At 64.9% G+C, this 20,844-nt stretch carries 20 protein-coding genes; 16 read left to right on the top strand and 4 right to left on the bottom strand.

Annotated features, from left to right (window positions below; translation table 11 throughout):
* Positions 1 to 14: 14 nt before the first annotated feature.
* The 4 genes from ACFO5K_RS08710 to ACFO5K_RS08695 form a co-directional block, all read right to left on the bottom strand.
* Positions 15 to 1,010, bottom strand: a complete 996-nt coding sequence (locus ACFO5K_RS08710; protein WP_378558677.1) for an LLM class flavin-dependent oxidoreductase — start codon at positions 1,008 to 1,010, stop codon at positions 15 to 17.
* Positions 1,011 to 1,083: 73 nt separating this feature from the next.
* Positions 1,084 to 2,079, bottom strand: a complete 996-nt coding sequence (locus ACFO5K_RS08705; RefSeq protein ID WP_378558674.1) for an NAD-dependent epimerase/dehydratase family protein — start codon at positions 2,077 to 2,079, stop codon at positions 1,084 to 1,086.
* Complete coding sequence (locus ACFO5K_RS08700; protein WP_378558671.1) at positions 2,076 to 2,678, bottom strand: dTDP-4-dehydrorhamnose 3,5-epimerase family protein; 603 nt, start codon at positions 2,676 to 2,678, stop codon at positions 2,076 to 2,078. The genes ACFO5K_RS08705 and ACFO5K_RS08700 overlap by 4 nt, the downstream gene beginning before the upstream one ends.
* On the bottom strand, positions 2,678 to 4,021 hold the full coding sequence (locus ACFO5K_RS08695; protein ID WP_378558667.1) for a nucleotide disphospho-sugar-binding domain-containing protein: 1,344 nt from the start codon (positions 4,019 to 4,021) through the stop codon (positions 2,678 to 2,680). Before ACFO5K_RS08695 ends, ACFO5K_RS08700 begins: the two co-directional genes overlap by 1 nt.
* 283 nt (positions 4,022 to 4,304) lie before the next feature.
* Between ACFO5K_RS08695 and ACFO5K_RS08690 the strand changes: the two genes are divergently transcribed.
* The 16 genes from ACFO5K_RS08690 to ACFO5K_RS08615 form a co-directional block, all read left to right on the top strand.
* Complete coding sequence (locus ACFO5K_RS08690) at positions 4,305 to 4,631, top strand: TcmI family type II polyketide cyclase (protein WP_378558664.1); 327 nt, start codon at positions 4,305 to 4,307, stop codon at positions 4,629 to 4,631.
* Positions 4,628 to 5,899, top strand: coding sequence for a beta-ketoacyl-[acyl-carrier-protein] synthase family protein (locus ACFO5K_RS08685; RefSeq protein WP_378558659.1), 1,272 nt, complete (start codon positions 4,628 to 4,630; stop codon positions 5,897 to 5,899). The genes ACFO5K_RS08690 and ACFO5K_RS08685 overlap by 4 nt, the downstream gene beginning before the upstream one ends.
* Positions 5,896 to 7,107 carry a ketosynthase chain-length factor gene (locus ACFO5K_RS08680; protein ID WP_378558656.1) on the top strand — a complete coding sequence of 404 codons (1,212 nt, stop codon included), beginning with the start codon at positions 5,896 to 5,898 and terminating at the stop codon, positions 7,105 to 7,107. Before ACFO5K_RS08685 ends, ACFO5K_RS08680 begins: the two co-directional genes overlap by 4 nt.
* A gap of 12 nt (positions 7,108 to 7,119) precedes the next feature.
* Positions 7,120 to 7,377, top strand: a complete 258-nt coding sequence (locus ACFO5K_RS08675) for an acyl carrier protein (protein WP_378558653.1) — start codon at positions 7,120 to 7,122, stop codon at positions 7,375 to 7,377.
* A 12-nt stretch (positions 7,378 to 7,389) separates the two neighbouring features.
* Positions 7,390 to 8,175 carry an SDR family NAD(P)-dependent oxidoreductase gene (locus ACFO5K_RS08670; RefSeq protein WP_378558650.1) on the top strand — a complete coding sequence of 262 codons (786 nt, stop codon included), beginning with the start codon at positions 7,390 to 7,392 and terminating at the stop codon, positions 8,173 to 8,175.
* Positions 8,153 to 9,142: an aromatase/cyclase gene (locus tag ACFO5K_RS08665; RefSeq protein WP_378558646.1), complete on the top strand. Its 990-nt coding sequence runs from the start codon at positions 8,153 to 8,155 to the stop codon at positions 9,140 to 9,142. The genes ACFO5K_RS08670 and ACFO5K_RS08665 overlap by 23 nt, the downstream gene beginning before the upstream one ends.
* A 3-nt stretch (positions 9,143 to 9,145) precedes the next feature.
* On the top strand, positions 9,146 to 10,594 hold the full coding sequence (locus ACFO5K_RS08660; RefSeq protein WP_378558643.1) for an FAD-dependent monooxygenase: 1,449 nt from the start codon (positions 9,146 to 9,148) through the stop codon (positions 10,592 to 10,594).
* A gap of 29 nt (positions 10,595 to 10,623) precedes the next feature.
* The gene (locus ACFO5K_RS08655) at positions 10,624 to 12,135 is read left to right on the top strand and encodes an FAD-dependent monooxygenase (RefSeq protein ID WP_378558640.1); all 1,512 of its coding nucleotides are present in this window, start codon (positions 10,624 to 10,626) and stop codon (positions 12,133 to 12,135) included.
* Entirely contained in the window at positions 12,132 to 13,025 is an 894-nt protein-coding gene (locus tag ACFO5K_RS08650) for an alpha/beta fold hydrolase (RefSeq protein WP_378558637.1), read from the top strand. The genes ACFO5K_RS08655 and ACFO5K_RS08650 overlap by 4 nt, the downstream gene beginning before the upstream one ends.
* A complete protein-coding gene (gene rfbA, locus ACFO5K_RS08645) occupies positions 13,022 to 13,921 on the top strand; it encodes a glucose-1-phosphate thymidylyltransferase RfbA (RefSeq protein ID WP_378558633.1) in 900 nt (299 codons plus the stop codon). Before ACFO5K_RS08650 ends, rfbA begins: the two co-directional genes overlap by 4 nt.
* A 23-nt stretch (positions 13,922 to 13,944) precedes the next feature.
* Positions 13,945 to 15,066 carry a DegT/DnrJ/EryC1/StrS family aminotransferase gene (locus ACFO5K_RS08640; RefSeq protein ID WP_378558629.1) on the top strand — a complete coding sequence of 374 codons (1,122 nt, stop codon included), beginning with the start codon at positions 13,945 to 13,947 and terminating at the stop codon, positions 15,064 to 15,066.
* Positions 15,063 to 16,445: an NDP-hexose 2,3-dehydratase family protein gene (locus ACFO5K_RS08635; RefSeq protein ID WP_378558625.1), complete on the top strand. Its 1,383-nt coding sequence runs from the start codon at positions 15,063 to 15,065 to the stop codon at positions 16,443 to 16,445. The genes ACFO5K_RS08640 and ACFO5K_RS08635 overlap by 4 nt, the downstream gene beginning before the upstream one ends.
* The gene (locus ACFO5K_RS08630; protein ID WP_378558621.1) at positions 16,438 to 16,896 is read left to right on the top strand and encodes a nuclear transport factor 2 family protein; all 459 of its coding nucleotides are present in this window, start codon (positions 16,438 to 16,440) and stop codon (positions 16,894 to 16,896) included. The genes ACFO5K_RS08635 and ACFO5K_RS08630 overlap by 8 nt, the downstream gene beginning before the upstream one ends.
* A 284-nt stretch (positions 16,897 to 17,180) precedes the next feature.
* Positions 17,181 to 19,454 carry an MMPL family transporter gene (locus tag ACFO5K_RS08625; protein WP_378558617.1) on the top strand — a complete coding sequence of 758 codons (2,274 nt, stop codon included), beginning with the start codon at positions 17,181 to 17,183 and terminating at the stop codon, positions 19,452 to 19,454.
* A gap of 264 nt (positions 19,455 to 19,718) precedes the next feature.
* Positions 19,719 to 20,336 carry a hypothetical protein gene (locus tag ACFO5K_RS08620; RefSeq protein ID WP_378558613.1) on the top strand — a complete coding sequence of 206 codons (618 nt, stop codon included), beginning with the start codon at positions 19,719 to 19,721 and terminating at the stop codon, positions 20,334 to 20,336.
* Positions 20,337 to 20,644: 308 nt separating this feature from the next.
* Positions 20,645 to 20,844, top strand: a 200-nt coding sequence (locus tag ACFO5K_RS08615) for a polyketide synthase docking domain-containing protein (protein ID WP_378558609.1), incomplete at its 3' end; no start/stop codon positions are given.

Below are 20,844 nucleotides of genomic sequence, written 5' to 3'. Positions count from 1 at the left end.
GACCCACCTCGCGGTCATCGCGCAGTGTTCGCGGTACTGCGCTGCTCGGCGAGCAGGGCAGGTAGGCGTTGGCTCACCAACTCGATATTGCGGGCCACCAGATCATCCGGCATTCCGGCGATATCGGCCCAGAAGAGCAGATGTCGGACAGGCAATCCCGCGATGCGGTCGTTGATGCGCACCGCGGCCTGCTCCGGGGTGAGGATCTCGAGGGCGGCCCATGAACCGTCGGCCGGCCGTTCGCGCAGCTGCGCGGAGGTCAACACGGGCGGTGCCGGCCGGTCGGTGCCTTCGACAGAGGAGCGACGATAGGTGTTCTTCTGATGCGCCAGATGGGGGCCGATGCGCTCCCACGCCGCGTCCGGATCGTCGGCCAGCACGATCGGCACCAGGTCCGAGACCTGGGCCAGGTCGAGGTTGTGGCCGCCCTCCGCCAGACCCGCCTGATAGTGGGCGAACATCTCATGCGAGATGTGCAGCAGGCCGATGCCGAGCTGACCAGCCAGCCGCGCACCGCGGGGGCCGTAGAAACCGCCCCACACCGGTACCGGATCCTGTATCGGACCCGGGGTGACGCCGCCGGTCTCCCACAGTCGCAGGATCTGCGCGATCGTCTCGCCGGTACGCCGGAACCGCTTGCTGAATTCAGCGTCGAAGAGCTGGTATTCGGGCACTCGATAGCCGGCCCCCAGCCCGAGTTCGAGTCGGCCACCGCTGATCAGGTCCACCAGTGCTGCCTCTTCGGCGAGCTGGGCCGGCTTGCGAAGGGCGGGCAGGACGACGGCGGTTCCGATGCGGACACGGTGTGTCCGTGCCGCGGCCGCTGCCGCGAAGGTCAGTGGCTGCGGCAGATAACCGTCCTCGAACAGGTGATGTTCGGTGAACCAGATCCCGCCTGCCCCACGGTGATCCGCCTCCTCACAGAACTCGAGAGCGCGGGCATAGTGATCGGCCCATGGCCGCTGCCACTGTGCGGGATTGCGCAGGTCGAAGACAAGACCGACATCCATTTGTGCGCTCCGTTCTCGAGCTGTCGGGCAGCCCGCTGTTTCGTCGAGTTCGCGAGGCCAGGTGCCTCGGTTATCAGGTCGCCCGCGAACGGGCCGGGTCCTGTGCGGTCGCACAGACTTCGATGGTTCGGCGCAGTGCCGTCTCCAGCTCGACGGTGGGCTGCCAGCCGGTGATGGCGCGGAAAGCCGTGGAATCGACGGTGACACTGTGCAGATCGCCTGCTTCTACATGTGCCGGTGGGGGCACCGAGACCACAGGCACGCGAACGCCGGTGCGTTCGGCTACCAGATCCGCGATGGTGCCGAACAGCTCGCCCAGCGGGATACCTCGGCCGGATCCGAGCACCCACGCGCGGCCCGCCAGTTTCCCGGTGTGGTCGGTGGCCGCGACCAGTGCGCGGGCGATGTCATCGACGAAGACCACATCGCGTCGCACGGTGCCGTCATGCCACATGGTGAGCGGCTCGCCGGCCAGCGCGCGCCGGATCATCATGGATACGACACCTTTGTCCCGTGCTGTCGAGCGCGCGCTGGAACCGAAAACCGTTGGCAGCCGGATAGATGTGGCGCGATGCGGTCCCGCGGTGGTCGCCTCGAGCAGCAGGCGCTCCGCGCGTAGCTTCTGTCGGTCGTATTCGCCGGACGGGTTGTCCTGCTCGGTACCATCGACTGTCTCCGGTGCGCTGCCTCCCACTTGGGATACCGCGCCCGCGAAGACGACGTCGGTCGGTGTGGTTCGCCGGCCCAGTGCGTTGGCGAGCTCTTCGGCGATGCCGACGTTGACTCGTTCGGCCGCATTGTCGCCTTCGGTGATCCGCCACGTCGAGGCGCCCGCGATGTAGGCGACGCAGTGCACCACGATGTCCGCGTCCGCGACGACCTCGGTCACCGCACCAGGTGCGGTGAGATCGTGTTCGCAGACCTCGATCGTCGCCGTTGTGCCGGTCGGCACCGGCGCCGGATGTCTGGCTACCGCACGCAACCGAATCGGTCGCATGGCCAGTTCCCGCACTACCGCGGAGCCGACGAATCCGGTGGCACCGAGCACGGTGACGAGGGGATCGGTCATGGCCACAGCTTCGCCTCCACGTCTTGGCATACTTGGTAGCTCGGGAGCAGCCCGCGCTCGCGAGCCTGCGCGATGGTGGGCGCGTTGCGGTCTCGGTCCGATTGCTGTACTGCGAGTTCGTGCGGCATCGGCAGCCCGATCTCGGGATCGAGCGCGTCGACCGCGAGCTCGTTGCTCGCCCGGTACCCCTCGGACATGACGTAGACGACGATCGATCCCGCCTCGTGCGAGAGGAAGGCGTGTCCCACGCCCATGGGTATCAGCAGAGCGCGGACGGTGGCGCCGCCCAATTCCGTACTCTCCCATTGCCCGAAGGTCGGCGAACCAGTGCGCAGATCGACCAGGTAGTCCGTGACACGGCCGTGCGGGCAGTACACGAACTTCGTCCGGCCGGGTGGAGTGGTCGTGTAGTGGATGCCGCGCAGCACGCCGCGGGCGGACACGTTGTGGCTGATGTCGCGCACCGGGAACAAGCCGTGTCCGAGCGTGGCGTCGAACACATCCCCTTGGAACGGGCTGGTGAACACTCCGCGGCCGTCTCGATAGGCGGGTGCGGTGAATTCCACCGCACCCTCGATACGCAGTCGTCGTGTTTCCATTACGCCCCTGTCCGGGTGGTCGCGCGGTTGGCGCGCACAGTGGCGGTCACCCGATCGAGCACCGTGCTCGGCGCGGGCATGTCGTGCAATTCCCGCGCGACTTCGGCACAGGCGATGCGGCAGCCATCGGGGTCGAGCAGTTCGCCGAGCAGTTGCGCGACCGTCGCCGCAGTGACCTTGTCGGGATCGAGCCGCAGGCCGGCCCCGCGTGCGGCGATGACGCTCGCGGTCGTATCGCTGTCGGTGCCGCGATCGGGTATCGCCAGCTGCGGGACACCAGCGTCTAGGGCGGCGTATGTCGTTCCCGAACCGCCGTGATGGACGACGGCCGAACAGTTGTCCATGGCAGCTCTGAGCGGTACCCAAGGCACCGAGCGCACATGATCAGGCAGCGGATCAGGCGGGGCGTTGCCGCCGGTCATCAGGACGAGCTCGACGTCGAGATCCGCACTGGCTTCGATAATGTGGCGTAGTAGTGTGCCGTCGCCGTAGCTGGCCGACATCGATCCGAGCGTCGCGACGATGCGCGGGCGGCTCGGCGATTCGCGGACCCAACCGGGCAGTTCCCCACCGCCGTTGTAAGGCAGGTATCGCATCGGATGGACGACCTCGGCGAAAGTTTCCGTCGGTGCCGGGGTGGTCCGGCTGTGGATGCGCTCGAGCGATGGGGGACTGACGTCGATCTCGATATCGGCCTCGTCGCAGTGCTCGACACCCAGCTCACGGGAGACGTCCCGAAGATGTGCGAGCGCGGGACCGTAGGTCGGCCATCGGGTCCCGAGGCCGTGCATGATGGCCGTCGCGCCTGTCGCGCGTGCGGCGACCAGGCCTGCAACCGCCATGGGTGTGTAGACGACAGCATCGGCGTACCACTCGCGAATGCCCGCTACGAGGCCGTCGATCATGAGATTTCCGGTCGCGCCGAAGGCCGCCGCGAATTGCGCGTGCAGCTCGGCCGGCGGCAATTCTCGGGTCATTTCGGTTTCGCTGATACGGCGCACGATTTCCTCGTACGGTTTGGTTGATTCATCGTCGATCGCTATTGCCGGAAATCCAGCTGCGACAGCAGCAGGTAACGCGGTACCAGCGCACGCGATTCGTACCTCGTGACCCGCTGCGGCTGCGGCGCGAGCGAACGGTATCAGCGGCAGGAGGTGCGATATCCCGGGCAGTGTGGTGAACAGGTAGCGCATTACACTCCCGGACGATCTTCTGGTGGACATTCGACTGCATAAAATGTGAATAACACGATAAATGCCTTCGGATTGTCGTGTTGGACTGAGATGCTGGCTACTCAAGGATGTCGGAACGTTCGGCGGGTTGGCAACACCTGGGTGATCCATGTTTTTGACAATTCTTTGTCAAGTTCAGATAGGGTGCACGGCTCGGCGCTGACCTGCGGGTATGTGCAAAGTGTCAAGTCCGTGTCAAATTCCCGGACCGGGCGTGATGGGAAATTGACACTATTCTGACCGGCCGGGACCTTGAATAAGATGCAATTATCTCAGATCATGAAATGGCATAGGGGCGAAGCCGCCAACTGATCCGGCACAGAGCGGAATCACTGCCAATTCAGACGAGTTTGTCGTCGACTGTGCGGGTTGATGCCGAGAAAAGGAGAGTCCAGTGCACAGCACGTTGATTGTGGCGCGGATGGCGCCCGAACGGCACGCCGAAGTATCGGGATTGTTCGCCGAATTCGATGGCACCGAGATGCCGCATCGTATGGGGACGCGCCGTCGGCAGCTGTTCTACTACCGCGGACTGTATTTTCATCTGCAAGACTTCGAGTCGGCAGATGGGAACGAACGGATCGAAAGTGCGAAGGCAGATCCTCGTTTCGTCAAGATCAGTGACGACCTGAAGCCATTCATCGAAGCATACAGCCCTGACTGGCGATCGCCGGCCGATGCGATGGCCACGAGGTTCTACAGTTGGGCAGCCGACGCATGAACCGTCGACGAGTCGTGGTCACCGGATTGGAAGTGCTCGCGCCCGGTGGGATCGGGCGGGAGGCGTTCTGGGATCTGCTGAGTTCGGGCCGCACCGCGACTCGCCCTATCACGTTCTTCGACGCCTCCGAGTTCCGTTCCCGCATCGCGGCGGAGGTGGACTTCGATCCCGACGCTCTCGGTCTGACCCCGCAGCAGATCCGGCGGATGGACCGCGCGGCGCAGTTCGCTGTCGTGGCGGCGAAGGCAGCGGTGGCCGACAGCGGGATCGATATCGATCGTTACGACCCGTATCGGGTCGGGGTCACAGTGGGGACGGCTGTCGGCGCGGCCACCGGACTCGACTGGGAATACCGCGTCGTCAGTGATGGCGGTCGGTTGGACCTCGTCGATCATCGATATGCGGTGCCGCACCTGTACGACTACCTGGTGCCGAGCTCGTTCGCCGCGGAGGTGTCCAATTCGGTCGGCGCGCGCGGTGCGAGCACGGTGGTCTCGACTGGCTGTACGTCCGGTATCGACGCGGTCGGATACGCGATAGAACTGATCCGCGAGGGTTCGGCCGACGTGATGGTGGCCGGATCCACCGATGCACCGATCTCGCCGATCACTGTGGCGAGTTTCGATGCCATCAAGGCGACGACACCTCGCAACGAGGAGCCGGATACGGCGTCTCGCCCGTTCGACGGCACCCGCAACGGCTTCGTACTCGGCGAGGGCGCGGCCATGTTCGTCCTGGAGGAACTCGAATCGGCCAAGCGTCGAGGTGCCCGCATCTACGCCGAGATCGCCGGTTACGCGACGCGAAGCAATGCCTACCACATGACCGGGCTTCGACCGGACGGCATCGAGATGGCCGAGGCCATCCGTGTCGCGCTCGACGAAGCGACCATGAACGCGGACGAAATCGATTACATCAACGCGCACGGATCGGGCACCAAACAGAACGACCGGCACGAGACTGCAGCATTCAAACGGAGTTTGGCCGAGCACGCGTACCGAGTACCGGTGAGCTCGATCAAATCGATGATCGGGCACTCGCTCGGCGCGATCGGTTCGATCGAGATCGCGGCCTCGATTCTGGCTATGCAGCACGATACGGTGCCGCCGACAGCCAATCTGCACACCCCCGATCCTGAATGCGATCTCGATTACGTTCCCGTGAACGCCCGCGCCCATGTGACCGACGCGGTGCTCACTGTGGGCAGCGGCTTCGGTGGCTTCCAGAGCGCCATGGTGCTGGCCGGCCCCGAACGGAGCGTGCGATGACGACGGCGGTTGTGACCGGGTTCGGTGTGGTCGCACCGAACGGATTGGGCACCGAGGACTTCTGGGACGCCACGGTAGCGGGCAAATCCGCGATCGACCGGGTGACCCGATTCGATCCGAGTCGATATCCGGCTCAGCTCGCGGGTGAGGTTCCCGGCTTTGTGGCCGTCGATCATCTGCCGGGCAGACTGCTGCCCCAGACCGATCGGATGACACAGCTGGCGCTCTCGGCCACGGACTGGGCGCTCGCGGACGCCGGCATCGCCCCGAGCGAGGTTCCCGCATTCGACATGGGCGTGATCACCGCCAGTTCTTCGGGTGGATTCGAATTCGGCCAGCGCGAGCTGGCGAACCTGTGGAGTCGTGGCGGTCGCCATGTCAGCGCCTATCAGTCTTTTGCCTGGTTCTATGCGGTGAACAGCGGTCAGATCGCTATTCGCCATGGGATGAAGGGTCCAGCGGGCGTGTTGGTCAGCGATCAGGCCGGTGGCCTCGATGCTGGAGCGCAGGCACGGCGCGCGATCCGCCGCGGCACCGAGACGATCGTTACCGGCGCCGTGGATTCTTCGATGTGCTCGTGGGGCTGGGTGGGACAACAGGCGAGCGGGCGGCTCAGCACCAGCGAGGAACCGTCGGCCGCCTACCTGCCATTCGATGTGCGTGCCAACGGCCATGTGCCGGGCGAGGGCGGCGCGATACTGATCGTCGAATCGGCAGCGCGCGCCGCGCGACGTGGTGCGAGCCCCTACGGCACGATCGCCGGCTACGGCGCGACCTTCGACCTCGCCGACGGTGCGACGGCACCCGGTCTGCACAAAGCCATCGAGATCGCCTTGGCCGACGCGCGGCTCACCCCGGGCGACATCGATGTCGTCTTCGCCGACGCTGCGGGAATCTCTGCACTCGACCGCATCGAAGCACAGGCCATCTCGAAGATCTTCGGAAAGCGGGCGGTGCCGGTGACCGCGCCCAAGACGATGACCGGCCGCCTGTACTCGGGCGCGGGACCACTGGATCTGGTCACCGCGCTACTCGCCATGCGGCACGAACTCATCCCGCCGACAGTGAATATCGAACCGGACCCGGAACTCGGTCTCGACCTGGTGGTGGCTCATCCCCGGCCCGCCTCGATCGGCGCGGCGCTCATCCTGGCACGCGGTCAAGGCGGGTTCAATTCCGCGCTCGTCGTCACGAACGCACAATCCTGAAGGAGAAAGACAATGGCAGACACCTTCACCATGGCCGACCTTGGTCGGATCATGATCGAAGCAGCTGGTGACGAGGGCGTGGAATTCACCGATCGCGTCATGGACACCCCGTTCGAAGATCTGGGCTACGACTCGCTGGCGTTGCTCGAGGCCAGCGGCCGGATCGAGCGGGAACTCGGCATCTCGCTCGACGAGGACACCCTGCTCGACGCCACCACCCCGGCGGCTCTCATCGCCGCCGTCCGCGCCCACCTCACCACTGTGTCCTGAACGGAGATCGCTATGTCGGAAATCGAAATGCCGGTTGCCCTGATCACCGGGGCCACCAGTGGAATCGGATTGGCCGTCGCCCGACTGCTCGGCAGTCAAGGACACCGGGTCTTCCTCGGTGCGCGCACCGAGGAAGACGTGATCGCCACGGTGAAGCAGTTGTGCTCAGAGGATCTGACCGTGGACGGCGCCCCGGTGGATATCCGCTCGGGTGACGCTGTGCGTGAGTTCGTACAGGCCGCTGTCGACCGCTTCGGATCTGTCGATGTGCTGGTGAACAACGCGGGCCGTAGCGGTGGCGGAGTAACCGCGGATATCGCCGACGAGCTGTGGGAGGACATTATCGAGACCAACCTCACCGGCGTCTTCCGAGTGACTCGTGAGGTACTCAACACCGGCGGTATGCGCGTCAAGAGCCGGGGCCGCATCATCAATATCGCCTCCACGGCGGGCAAGCAGGGCGTGGTGCTCGGCGCGCCCTACTCGGCGTCGAAGCACGGTGTCGTCGGATTCACCAAGGCACTGGGCAATGAGCTGGCTCCGAGCGGAATCACCGTCAACGCTGTCTGCCCCGGCTACGTGGAGACCCCGATGGCCTCGCGGGTGCGTCAGCGGTACGCGGCGGCCTACGGCACCTCCGAGGCAGCCGTGCTGGAGAAGTTCCAGACCAAGATTCCGCTCGGGCGTTATTCGACGCCGGAGGAGGTGGCCGGGCTTGTCGGTTACCTGGCTTCCGATACCGCCGCGTCCATTACGTCGCAGGCGTTGAACGTCTGTGGCGGACTGGGCAATTTCTGAGACCCGCGAACGAGGAGTTTCCATGACTACCAGCACATTACGAGAGGTCGAGCACGAGATCGACATCGCCGCTCCCGCCGACACTGTCTACGGGCTCATCGCCGATGTCGGCAGCTGGCCACGAATTTTCGAACCGACGATCCACGTCGATATTCTCGAGTCCTTCGGGGACGAAGAACGGATCCGGATCTGGGCAACCGCCAACGACACGGCGAAGAATTGGACCTCACGTCGCGTTTTCGACCGGGCTGCCCGCACGATCACCTTTTACCAGGAGGTTTCGGCTCCGCCGGTCGCGTCGATGAGCGGAATCTGGTTGATCGAGCCGCTGACGGAGAGCTCCTCTCGGGTGCGTTTGCAACACAACTACTGCGCTGTGGCCGATGATCCGGACGGGCTCGACTGGATCGACAGAGCAGTGAACACCAACTCCCTCCGGGAACTGGACGGGCTGCGGAGAAACGTCGAATCCGTCCATACCGCAGCTGATTACACGTTCACCTTCGAGGACTCACTGCAAATCTCGGGCGCGGCTGCGGACGCCTATGGCTTCATCGATGAGGCGCAACTGTGGCCTGAACGACTTCCCCACGTGGCACGAGTGGATTTCGCGCAACCGTCACCGGGACTGCAGATGCTGGAAATGGACACCAGGACAGCCGACGGTTCGGTGCACACCACCAAGTCCTACCGGGTGACCTTCCCGCATCGCACGATCTTCTACAAGCAGGTGACACTGCCCGCGCTGATGTCGCTGCATACCGGACGATGGTCCTTCGTCGAGAATGCCGACGGCGTGCTGGCGACCTCGGAGCACACCGTCACGATCAACGCGGAGAACATCGCTTCGATACTGGGTGCGGACAAATCGGTGGACGACGCCAAGGCATTCGTACACCGAGCACTGAGCGGCAACAGCATGGCAACGCTGCAGCACGCGAAAGCCTTTGCCGAGGGCCGTGGTTGACCGATGGTCGAACAGACTCAGGTCATCGTTGTCGGTGCGGGCCCGGTCGGTCTCATGGTCGCGGGCGAGTTGCGGCTCGGCGGGGCCGAGGTGATCGTGCTGGAGCAGCGAACGGAGATATCGGAAGAGTCGCGTGCCTCCACGCTGCACGCACGGACGATGGAGATATTCGACGCGCGCGGGCTGCTCGACGACCTGGGTGCGCCGGCGAACGAGCAGATGGGACATTTCGGCGGAATTCCGCTCGATCTCACTGTCGAGAGCCGTTTTTCGGGTCTGTGGAAGGTGCCCCAGACACGGACCGAGGAACTGCTGTGCTCCTGGACCACCGCTCTCGGTGCCGACCTCCGGCGCGGCTGGCGGGTCTCGGCGGTGCGCGACGATGGTGACGGCGTCGTGGTCACTGCCGAAGCCGACGGCCGAACCCGGCTGCTACGAGCGGCTTTCGTGGTCGGCGCGGACGGTACGGACTCCACGGTGCGCGAGCTCCTCGGGGCCGAATGCGTCGGTGAATCGGCTACCCGTGAATTGCTGCGGGCCGACGTGGTGGGCATCGAGATCCGGCCACGTCGGTTCGAGCGGCTCGAGCGGGGTTTCGCGGTGGCCGCACGAAATCCGGCAGGTGTCACTCGACTCATGGTGCACCGCTACGGCTGCTCCGTAGGTGCGAGGTCGGGTGAGCCGTCGTTCGCCGAGGTCGTGCGGACCTGGCACGAGGTCACCGGAGAAGACATCGGACGTGGAAGAGCTCTGTGGGTCAATGCTTTCGACGACACCAGTCGACTGTTGCGGGAATACCGAACCGGTCGAGTGTTCTTTGTCGGCGATGCCGCGCACCAGCAGATGCCCAGTGGCGGTCAGGCGTTGAATCTAGGCCTGCAGGACGCCGTGAACCTGGGATGGAAGCTCGCGGTCGGACTCGACGGCACCGCCGATGAGCTGCTCGACAGTTATCACGGAGAGCGCCATGCTGTCGGCTCCCGGATCCTGGCGAATATCCGGGTGCAGACCGAACTGCTGCTCGGTGGACCACAGGTCGAGTCGCTACGGCGCATATTGGGTGAGCTGATCGCACAGGAGCAGGTGCGCGCGCATCTGGCCGGAATGATCAGCGGCGTGGATATTCGGTATCCCGCCGAACCTGGCAGCCACCCGTGGCTCGGATCCCGGCTGCCGGATCTACCGCGAGTGGCCGCAACCGCCGCCGCGACGCCGCGCGAGGGCCGTGCCGTCATGCTCGGGTTCCGACATGAGCGCGTCGCCGAGCTGCGAACGGCGGTGCGGCCCTGGTCGCATCGGGTCGAGGTAGTCAGTGCGGGCCCGGATGACCGCGTCGGCGACGACGCCCTGCTTGTTCGCCCGGACGGCTATGTGGTCTGGGCCGGGTCCGAGGACGAGACGCCGAGCGCCGGGCTGCGGCGCTGGTTCGGCGCCCCACGGTCGGTGAATTGACAACCGCGCGGAAACGGCGGAGAGGGAACATGGACACCGATGTGATTGTGGTCGGCGCTGGACCGACCGGATTGATGCTGGCGGGCGAGCTGCGGCTGGCGGGTGCGAGAGTGATCGTCCTGGATCAGCTGTCGGAGCCGACCCGGCAATCGCGCGGGCTCGGATTCACCGCCCGCGCGGTGGAAACCTTCGATCAGCGCGGGTTGCTCGCGGATTTCGAGGGACTCGAAACAAGTCCGGTGGGGCATTTCGGCGGCATTCTGTTCGATTACACGGTGCTCGACGACTGTCACTTCGGTGCGCGTGGAGTTCCGCAGTCCGAGACCGAAGCGGTACTCGGCCAATGGGCCAACGGTCTCGGTGCCGACATCCGACGTGGTTGGAAGGTCCGCGGTCTCGTCGACGACGGCGCCGCGGTCACCGTCACGACGTGGTCGGACGGTCGGGAGACAGCCCTTCGGGCTGACTATGTGGTCGGCTGCGACGGCGGTCAGAGTGCGGTGCGCAAACTGGCCGGATTCGAATTTCCTGGGACCCCGGCTACCCGCGCCATGTACCTGGCCGACATCGTCGGCTGTGATATCCGGCCACGTCCGTTCGGTGAACGGCTCCCGGGTGGCATGGTCATGGCAATGGCGCTCGGTCCGACGGTGGATCGGGTGGTGGTGTGTGAGCTCGGTGCCCCGGTGGCCGAACGTGGGATCGAGGTGAGCTTCACCGAATTGGCCGCATCCTGGGAACGCATCACCGGCGAGTCCATCGCGCACGGGCGCGCCGAGTGGGCCAGCTCGTTCTCCGACGCGACGCGCCAGGTCACCGAATATCGTCGGGGGCGTGTCCTTTTGGCAGGCGACGCGGCTCATATTCACCTTCCGGCCGGGGGGCAGGGTTTGAGCACCGGGGTGCAGGACGCGGCAAACCTCGGATGGAAACTCGGCGCCGTGGTTCGAGGCGTGGCGGAGCCGGACCTGCTCGACACCTATCACGACGAGCGCCATCCGGTCGGTGCGCGGCTACTGGACAACACTCGGGTGCAGGGCATGCTGTACATCACCGGAGCCGAGGCGGACCCGGTGCGTGAGCTGTTCACGGAGCTGATCGGCTACGACGAGGTCAAAAGGCACTTGGCCGGGACGGTGAGCGGGCTTGACATCACCTACCCGAGCGCCCCTGGTTCGCATCCACTGACCGGCAGCCGGCTTCCGCCGCGGCGATTGCGCACTGCGATGGGCACCACTACGACTGAACTACTTCATCCGGCGCGCGGATTGCTGCTGGATCTGGGTACCGAGGATTTGCTGGGCAAGGTCGCCGCGCCATGGCGGGACCGGGTTCGGTTTGTCGGGGCCGAATGGGCAGAGCGCGCCGGCCTCGACGATGTCACGGCGCTGCTGGTTCGCCCGGACGGCTATATCGCCTGGGCGGCCGGAGCCGATCGTGACGCCACAACCCTGACCGCCGCTCTGTACCGGTGGTTCGGCACTCCCACTGATCCCCTCGCGGGACCAGATATTGCGGTCGACCCGGAGTTGGCACAGTGACTACCGCACAGATCGCGCACTCGGAGGAAGTCCGCCCGATCACGCTGCGGGCCGGGGCAATGAAGATGTCGGCCTTGCTGAGTCGTCCTATTTCCGGGGCACCGAGGGCGACGGTGGTCGCCTTGCACGGCACCGGTATGACCGCGGCGTATTTCGATGGCCAAGCCTCACCCGACGTGTCGTTGCTGGCGTCCGGAGCCCGTCTCGGTTACGCGGTGCTGGCGGTGGACCGGCCCGGGTACGGCCGTTTCCGCTCCCGGCCGCAGGGGCGGTCGTTGACCGCCCAGGCTCGCGCGTTGCGGTTGGCGCTCGTCGACTTCGCCGCCACGCAGGACATCGGCGCGGGCGTCTTGCTGCTCGGGCATTCCTTCGGGGGGATGCTTGCGCTGCGCGCCGCGGAGCGTGGGCTCGGCTCGGTGCCATTGCTCGGCGTCGATGTCTCCGGATGCGGGCACCGCCCCGATCCGTACATTCACGAATTCCGGGACGTGCGGCGGCGGGCGCTGCGTAGCTGGGGACCACCCCGGCTCTACCCACCGTCGACCTTCCGCGACAGTGCGGCGATCGTCGCACCCGTCCCGCCGCTGGAATTGGGCATCGCGCTGCGGTGGCCGATGATCTTCCCGCGACTGGCCGCCAAGGTCACGGTGCCGGTTCGGTTCACCTTCGCCGAGCACGAATCACTGTGGCGGCATGACCCGGACACGCTCCGGGATTTGGCCTCCCACTTCTCCTCGGCGCACCCGGTCTCGGTCGAACGGGCGCCCGGGGCAGGGCACAACATCAGCCTCGGCTGGGCCGCGAGCTCCTACCATCTCCGATGTTTCGGCTTTCTCGAAAAGTGTCTGGACCGGCGGACAGGGCAAGCAGATATGGAGGCCGTTCTATGAAGGGGATCATTCTGGCCGGCGGCAGTGGCACACGGCTGCAACCGATCACTCTCGTTATTTCGAAGCAGCTGCTACCGGTTTATGACAAGCCGATGATCTATTATCCGCTGTCGGTCCTCATGCTCGCGGGTATCACCGATATCGAAATAATCGCCACACCAGAGGACCTACCGCGCTTTCGAACGCTGCTCGGTGACGGATCGTCGCTCGGCCTGTGCCTGAGCTATGCCGAGCAGGCGAAACCACGAGGTCTAGCCGATGCCTTCCTGGTCTCGGAGCGTCATATCGGGGATGACTCGGTCGCTCTGGTGCTCGGCGACAACATTTTTCATGGCCACGGGTTCATAGATATCCTGCAAACGAACAGCCGCGATGTCGACGGTTGCATCCTGTTCGGATATCCGGTACACGATCCACAGCGGTATGGTGTCGCCGATATCGATGCCGACGGCAATGTGGTCGACCTCGTGGAAAAACCGGAACGTCCTCGGTCGAACCTCGCGGTGACCGGCCTGTACTTCTACCACAATGACGTGGTCGCTCTTGCCAAGGATCTTCAGCCCTCCGTGCGCGGCGAACTCGAGATCACCGATATCAATCGAAGTTTCCTGGCGCAGAACCGCGCTCGCCTGGTGTCACTCGGTCGCGGCTTCGTCTGGCTGGACACCGGCACCCATGAAGCGCTGATCGAGGCCGGTCAATACGTCGAGATCATGGAACGTCGCCAGGGTGTCCGAATCGCGTGCATCGAGGAAATCGCGTTCCGCATGGGATACATCGACCAGGAGTCGTGTCATCGACTGGGCAGGCGGCTCGCGAAATCGCCGTACGGTCAATACATCATGAATGTCGCGGCAGCTGACCGAATGCCCGCGTTTGTGCCGACAAACTATTAGCCGACGAGTATAGGAGTGCGCCGATGGGCATTCGTGTGTGGGACTACCTCCCTGAATATGAGAAGGAAAAGGAAGATATCGCGGACGCCGTTCGCACCGTCTTCGAGTCCGGCCAGCTGATCCTCGGTGACAGCGGCCGCAATTTCGAAAAAGAGTTCGCCGCATATCACGGCATCGCGCATTGCACCGCGGTAGACAACGGCACCAACGCGTTGAAACTGGCGCTCGAGGCGCTCGGGATCGGACCGGGCGACGAGGTGATCACGGTATCGAATACCGCCGCTCCGACGGTGATCGCGATAGTGGGAGCGGGCGCGACCCCGGTATTCGTCGATGTACGTGCCGACGACTTTCTCATGGATACCGACCAGGTCAGCGCGGCGATCACCCCACGCACCAAAGCCATCGTGCCGGTACACCTTTACGGCCAGTGTGTGGATATGTCCTCGATCGAGCGGCTGGCCGCCGAATTCGGGCTGCTCGTCATCGAGGACTGCGCGCAGGCACATGGTGCCCGGCACGGAGATCGGTTGGCGGGCACCATGTCCGATGCCGCGGCGTTCTCCTTCTACCCGACCAAAGTGCTCGGCGCCTACGGTGACGGCGGCGCGGTGGTCACTGCCGACCCGGATGTCGACCACGCCATGAAACAGCTGCGCTACTACGGCATGGAACAGGTGTACTACGTCGTCCGTAGCCCCGGTCACAACTCGCGCCTCGACGAGCTACAGGCAGAGATCCTGCGGCGCAAATTGACTCGCCTGGACGACTATGTCGCTGGCCGCAACGCGGTGGCCCGGCGCTATGAAAAGGGGCTTGGAGACCTCGCCGAATCGCATGGACTGCTGCTGCCGAGCACGAACCTGGGCAACTCCCATGTCTATTACGTGTACGTCGTGCGGCATCCGAAACGCGACGCGATCATCGAGGCGATGCACGAGCACGGCGTCGCCCTCAACATCAGCTACCCGTGGCCGGTCCACACCATGTCCGGCTTCGCCCACCTGGGGTGGCGCGAAGGGCAGCTGCCGGTCACCGAACGCCTGGCCAAAGAAATCTTCTCCCTTCCGATGTATCCGACACTCGCCGAGTCGAAGCAGGACCATGTCATCGATGCACTGCGGACCGTGCTGGCGGGGCTGTGAGTACGCGTTCGGTGCGGACCCGGTCCGATCAGGACCTGTCGGAGCGGTTGGCGCGGTCGGCGGCGGCCACCGGGGCCGGCGCTTGGATGCGCACCAGCGACTTCCCGGCATGGCTGGCGGGCCGGGCCGCGGCCAATCGGTTCGAGGTCCGGCGAATCCCCTTCCGCGACCTGGACGCATGGTCTTTCGCGCCCGGCACCGGGAACTTGCACCACCGAACCGGCAAGTTCTTCAGCGTGGAGGGGGTGTCGGTGCAGGTGGAACAGGGTGTGGTGTCTTCCTGGCGGCAGCCGATCATCGTCCAGCCCGAGGTCGGAATCCTGGGCATCCTCGCCAAGGAGTTCGACGGCGTTCTGCACTTCCTGATGCAGGCGAAGATGGAGCCCGGCAACCGCAACCTGCTCCAGCTCTCCCCGACTGTGCAAGCCACCAGAAGCAACTACACCGGCGTGCACCGCGGTACAAACGTCCGGTACCTCTCATATTTCACGGATTCCGGCGCGGGTCAGGTCCTTGCCGATGTGCTCCAGTCCGAGCACGGCGCCTGGTTCTATCGCAAATCGAATCGGAACATGCTGGTAGAGACCATGAGCGAAGTCGAGCCACATCCCGATTTCTGCTGGCTCACGCTGGGGCAGATCGGCCGGCTACTGTCCGAGGACAACGTCGTGAACATGGACTCGCGCACGGTGGTCGCGACCTTCCCGATGCACGGGACGAGCTCTGTCGCCCTGCACTCCGATGCCGAGCTGCAGTCATGGTTCACCGTCGAGCGGGCAGGCCACGATGTCGAGATCATGCGGATACCGCTGGCCGAAGTCTCGGGGTGGGAACTCGGTGAGTCACAGCTGAGCCGAGTCGACGAGAAGTACTTCCGGCTCATCGCGGTCGCAGTAGAAGCAGGCAGCCGCGAGGTCGCCACCTGGACACAACCGCTGTTCGAACCGATCGGACAGGGGATCGCGGCGTTCATCTTCCGCCGCATCGACGGGCTGCCGCACCTGTTGGTCCAGGCGAAACTGGAGGCGGGATTCCTCGACACCGTCGAGCTGGCGCCGACGGTGCAGTGCGTGCCGTCGAATTGGGACCAGCGACCGCCCTATCTGGAGCTGGTGCTCGAGGCGAGTTCGGACCGCGTTCGCTATGACGTCGTGCACTCAGAGGAGGGCGGACGCTTTCTGAACGCGGAGAGCCGCTACATGTTCGTCGAGGCCGACATTCCGCTGGAGGTGCCGCGTGGCTACTGCTGGGCTACGCCCGCGCAGCTCAATTGGCTCGCCGGGCACGGGCACTACCTGAATGTGCAGGCCAGGACGCTACTGTCGTGCCTCAACGCCGGCGCTGTTTCGCTGAATCAGGAATTCGCACACTATGACTGACGCCAAGGAAGCTGTATTCGATCGAGTCCTCGCACTGCTCGACAAGGCCGATGTGGTCGAGGTTCTCGATCTCTACGTTCACCATCTCGACTTCAGCAGAGACACCGACAGCTGGTTGTCATCGGTGTTCGACGACGACGTCGAAGTGGTCTACCCGACCGGTGTCTACCGCGGCCTCGCCGAGCTGAGCGAGTTCGGACAGATGGCCAACAGTGCCGCTGCCCACACACACCACGTCATGGCGAATCACCGAGTCGTACTCGACGGAGACAAGGCGGACGTGACCGCACACCTCACCGCCGTGCACGTGCGCGGTGACGCGGACTCGTCGGCGCAATTCGCGATCGGTGGGCACTGTACGGCCGCGGTCGTGCGGACGGCGGCGGGCTGGCGGGTCCGGCGATTCGTCTTCACTCTGGTGTGGCGGCGGGAGTGCGGGCCTGACAGCTGATTCGCGCCCGTGGTGGCCCGCCGCGCGCGGTGGAGCAATTGTTGGTTATGCCGAACTCGAAAACTGTTGTGTAAGAGCTTGTTACGATGTCGGCTGTCGCAAGCCCGCGCACCCTTGGATGCGGTAAGGCTCCAACGGCAACGCTGTCACCGGCGCAGATCCAGGTCGGCCATCGCAGATCGAGGGAGTACTACATGCGTTCGCATCCTGAACCGGATTCACCCGGAACCGGAGCTCGGCAGTGGGCCATCACGGTCGCGGACCTCAGTGGTAGGGGTCGCTGGATGATCCTGGCTGTCTGGTTGATCCTGCTGATCCTCGGTGGCATGGGCGCGGTGTCGCTCGCGGATCGGCTGAGTGCCGGCTCGGGACCACCGCCCGGGGCCGGCAGTGTGCAAGCAGATGCGCTGCTGGAGGACGGGTTTCAGGGGCGCAGTGCGGTCACGATCGCCATGGTGGTGCGCGACCAGGACCATGATATGAGCGAACCGGCCTTCGACAGCCGGGTCCGGGGCGCCATCACCGCCGTGCTCGGCGATCCCCGGCTGGGCGCGACGACCAGCTACGGCTGGGATACGGCCTCGCCGGAGCAACGGCTCCCGTTCGTCGGCAAGGACGGCAGAACGGTTCTCACCTCCATCGGCATCGGCATCGACGACGCGGCGGCGACCACGACACTGCCGTCCTTGCAAAAGGAGCTCGACGATCGGTTCCGGCCGCAGGGCCTCGAGGTATCGCTCGTCAATATCCAGGCATTCCAGGGTGAACTGACCGAGGAAAGCGCCGCCGCGCTGGCCAAGGCGGAGATCATCGCGCTTCCGGCGATCGTCGTGGTGCTACTGCTGCTCTTCCGTAGCGTGACGGCGACCATGGTCGCGCTGACCACCACGATGACCGGCGTTGTGCTGACCCTCGGCGTCCTCGATATCGTGGCGCAATTCGTGCAGTTGAACATCTTCGCCCAGAACATCGTCGTGATGCTCGGCCTCGGTGTCGGTGTCGACTATGCCCTGGTCATGCTCAAGCGCTTCACTCAGGAGCTGAGCGCCGGGAATCCGGTGGGTGTGGCGGTCGAACGTACGGTGGCCACCGCGGGGCACACGGTGATCGCTTCGGCGCTGACGATCGTCGTCGCGGTGGCAGCGCTGTTCGTGGTGCCGCTGGACACAGTGACGTCGCTGGCGCTCGGGGCCACGCTCGCGGTGGCGATGGCGATGCTGGTCGCGCTGCTGCTACTGCCGGCCCTGTTACATCTGATCGGTACCCGGATCGACGCGGGACGTGTGTGGCTCCCGGCCGCGCTGCGCCACGACCAGGTACGTCCGGAGACGAGCCGCTGGTATCGGATCACCGAACGGGTGATGAACCGGCCGGTGTGGTGGCTGACCGCGGTCGTCTCGATTCTCGTAGCGCTGGCGATACCGGTCCTCGGCATGCGATTGTTCACCCCGGACGCGCGGATTCTACCCGCGACCTCGACCGTGGGTGCGGGCGTCGACACTGTCGCGCGACAGTTCGGGCCCGGTGCCGCCAGCCCGATCGTGGTGGTGCTCGAGGCGCGCACCGACCGGCCCGACGCAGCGACCATCGGTGACCTGACGAGCCTCGCCGACGATCTGCGCGCGCTGCCCGACGTCGCGGCGGTGAACTCGGCGGTGCCCTTCCTCCGGGCAGTCTCACCGTCGGATCCGAGCGCCGCGCTCGATCCCGCTGTGTCGGCCCGTGTTCCGCCCGATATCGGCGCCGGCTTGCGCCACTATGCCGCCGACGACAACCGCACTTTCGTCGTGGAAGTGATACCCGCGCAGCCCAGTTCCGACGACAAGACCATGCAGCTGCTGGACCGGGTGCGGGCGCGGGCCGCACAGGTGCCATCGCTGGACGAGGTGGTAGGCGGTGAGACCGCCCGCGGTGACGACTCGAACGCCGAGGTCGCTCGCGCGTTGCCGTTGGTGTTCGCCCTGATGCTCGTCGCGGTGTACTTGGTATTGCTGGTGACGTTCCGCTCAGTATTCCTGCCGCTCAAAGCTATTGCCACCAATGTGCTCAGTGCCGGTGCCACTTTCGGCGTGCTGGTGATGATCTTCCAGTACGGCTGGGCCCCCGATTGGCTGGGACTCGACCACGCCGGTGCCCTGTTCTTCATCGGTCCGCTCGTTGTGCTCGCCCTGATCGTCGGCCTGAGTACCGACTACGAGGTCTTCCTGCTCAGCAGAGTCCGTGAGGAATACCTGCGCACCGGGGACAACAGAGAGGCTGTTGCCCGTGGGATGGCGTGGACAGCGCCGATGATCACCGGCGCAGCGGTCCTGATGATCGTGGTCTTCGGGGCGTTCGGATTCGCTGGGATCATGCCGATCCAGCAGCTCGGCATCGGGCTGGCGGTAGCGGTGGCCATCGACGCGACCCTGGTCCGGGTGATCATCGTGCCGGCTGCCATGCAACTGATGAAGCGCTGGAATTGGTGGAATCCGCTGGACCGCGAGCCGGTTCCGGCACAGGAATCTGCTAGGCACCGGGACTCGTCAGATCGCCCCGGAGCTACTACCGTCGGGTAGGGCCCTCACACGCCGAGCCCAAAGATGCCGCGTCACAACAGTATCCATCGACCCACAATCAACCCCTTTCCTCACCGCGCACCGCTCGGCGACGAGCCCGACACAGCACCGTCCTGATTCCGGCCGAGGTGGTCGTTCTCCCGGTTCCGGCAGCAAGCCGGTGCACGGTGGGGCGTTGGCCACTGTTCCCGGCGATGACCGGTTTTACTATCCGGTTGCCTCCGGAAGATCGGCTTGCTCTTTCGAGAAACCCCGAGGGGGACGATGATGAATAATTCCTCACAACCGGACTTTCCAGGAGCGCTGGCGCGCAATAATCCCTCCCGCGTATCGGTGAGCGCGGTGGCTTGGGAACCGGTCGCGGCGATACACTGTGAAGAGTGGCTACGGCACGGGGAAAAGCTGGGAACCATCGGACGTGCGGCCGCGTGGTGGATCGGCGACTGGGTGAACTTCGGCAATGTCAAGTTCGGTGAGAAATATAGCCGAGCCGCGCGGATAACCGGTTATGACGTACAAAGCCTGATGAATATGGCCTATGTCGCGTCACGCTTCTCGACGGGACGTCGGCGAGAGCGGCTGTCGTGGAGTCACCATGCGGAGGTGGCCGCGTTGCCGGAGGCGGACCAGGATCGCTGGCTGCGCCACGCCGATGAGTCGAAACTGTCGGTGCGCGGTCTGCGGGAGGCGTTGCGTACCGAGCGGCGCAAGGCGGCCGCGAGGTCGCGCGATGGTGACAGCGCCATCGTGTCGCCGGCGGATCCAGCTGACCAGGACGTGCCAGACCCCAAACCGACCTGTCCGAACTGTGGTTTTCATCTGAAGGACAGCGAAACCGGTGTCCTCGAGGCGGGGCACGGTCCCGAACTCAGGTCGGCGTAACCGCGCAGGCCGCCGGCACGGTGTGCCGGTCTCCCGGCGTCGGTAGATCTCGGCGGGCGGAACCGCCCGGTGCCGGATATCTCTCGGACCACGGGCACAGTACCGCCGATGGCGTCGCTACTTTGCCCGTGGTCGGTCGGCGCGAGTAGATTGCTGGAACAGTTCTCCTATTTCCGATCCCGCGCCGAGCGGTATTGAACGGGATCGAATTATGGTGTTCGCTCTTCTGGCCACCGGAAATATGGCGCAGACAGGGTATTCGCTGGGCGCGCCAATTCCATAGACCGCGTTTTAGGGTGTGTTGCTCCATGACGGATGATAAAATGCTTGGCTACCTCAAGCGGGTCACGGTCGAACTGCAATCTGCGCGACGGCAGATCCAGGAGGCGGACGACCGTGCGCATGAGCCCATTGCGGTGGTCGGAATGTCGTGCCGTTATCCGGGCAATGTGGAGTCCGCGCAGGGTTTGTGGGATCTGGTCGCGAACGGCGTCGACGCGATCTCGGG

Origin of the sequence: Nocardia halotolerans (assembly GCF_042650145.1) — a bacterium.
GTDB lineage: Bacteria > Actinomycetota > Actinomycetes > Mycobacteriales > Mycobacteriaceae > Nocardia > Nocardia halotolerans.
The sequence above is the reverse complement of the archived record's forward strand: the minus strand, read 5'-3'. Positions and strand labels throughout refer to the sequence as shown.